Genomic DNA, 1,378 nt, shown 5'->3' on the forward strand with positions numbered 1-1,378 from the left:
CATTTACACAAGATATTTTACGCTCTCCGAGATTCTAATTCGGATAATGACTCTGGAGGAATATAGGAGATCATTAATTTATTGAAATCCTGTTGTTGTTGAAATAGAAACTGAAATTTCAATATTTCAACTTTGTCTTTATCAACTTGTTCAATTAATCCATCTTTATTTTCTTTTAATCGTTTATTTTCAATTACTAATTTTTTTATTTTGTTTTCTTTTTTTTCAATATTGACATTAGATTTATATCTATCAACACAAGAATTGATGAATAGAGATACTAATAGTAATATTAGGGAGAGCTCAAAAATCTCGTATGTTAGGCTTTTACTGATCCAGTTGGAAAGGTCGTGAAAAGCTGTAACTACTGCGATACAAGTTAACCAAGCTCCAATAATACGTGTAGTTCTAGGAGGCAAAATATGTTTAAAAAAAATAATAATGTCGTGGACGTAGATGCTACCGGCTCCTTTATTGATTCTTTAACATACTGGCAAGCTATTAACTTATGGGCCACTTTATTGGTAGCTAAAAATAAATCCAAGAGTTTAAAGCAGGCCCGTAATGAAGCAGAAGTTAAATATTCCGATATTGATAAGTTGAAATATGAACTAAATGAAGCTCTGAATAGTCCTATATATAGTCAGTCGTAGCAATAAGCCATGGCTGACTATATACCCAAAATTATTGTCCGGAATAGTCCGGTCCAATGTAGTTACCATTTTCATCGGAATATCCTTTTTCAATACCTGTTTGTAACTGTTGTTCACCAAATGTTTTCATATCATCAGGCGTACTTTCCAATGCTTGAATAGTAGACATTCCGTGCTGTGTCTTATATAGGACAGGTGAGACACCATACTTGTTAAGAAATCCAGTCAAAGTATTCTCATCATAAGAAATACCACTAGATTGTTGCTGTGTATTTTGACCATTCTGAGCTTGCTGTTGCTGATTCTGTTGATTATTAATATTTGTACCTGAAGTCTGGCCTTGAGTCTGTTGATCGGTATTATTCTGGTCAGTTGCTTGCTGATTAGTTTCATCAGTATTTTTTTGATCATATTTCTTAGAGGATTTCTTCTTACCTGAAGGAGTCTTCTTCTTTGTTACTTTCTTTTTGGCAAAGGCAGTAGTTTTATCTTTCTTTTCAGCTGAAGAACTAGCTGTTTTATTATTTGAACATGCTGCTAGAGAAAGGGTAGTAGCAATTAGTAGTGCAGAAGTTAATAATTTTTTCATTTTGATATCCCCCATATCATGTATATATTAATCATTAAAATGTTGAATAACATGTTTTAACTAAAATAATGCTATATATAAGCCAAATAGTAATGCAATAATGTAAATTGAGAGCGTAAAATATCTTGTGTAAATG

2 protein-coding genes are annotated in these 1,378 nt (G+C 32.0%); one reads left to right on the plus strand and one right to left on the minus strand.

Annotation, left to right across the window (positions count from 1 at the left end; genetic code table 11):
* The first annotated feature begins 422 nt into the window (after positions 1–422).
* Positions 423–653 carry a hypothetical protein gene (locus FD26_RS10715; protein WP_057868405.1) on the plus strand — a complete coding sequence of 77 codons (231 nt, stop codon included), beginning with the start codon at positions 423–425 and terminating at the stop codon, positions 651–653.
* 31 nt (positions 654–684) lie between these two features.
* Here FD26_RS10715 and FD26_RS10720 read toward each other — a convergent pair whose 3' ends face one another.
* Positions 685–1,242: a hypothetical protein gene (locus FD26_RS10720; protein ID WP_057868406.1), complete on the minus strand. Its 558-nt coding sequence runs from the start codon at positions 1,240–1,242 to the stop codon at positions 685–687.
* Positions 1,243–1,378: the final 136 nt, after the last annotated feature.

This window comes from Companilactobacillus crustorum JCM 15951 (genome assembly GCF_001434585.1).
In the GTDB taxonomy this organism is placed as follows: domain Bacteria; phylum Bacillota; class Bacilli; order Lactobacillales; family Lactobacillaceae; genus Companilactobacillus; species Companilactobacillus crustorum.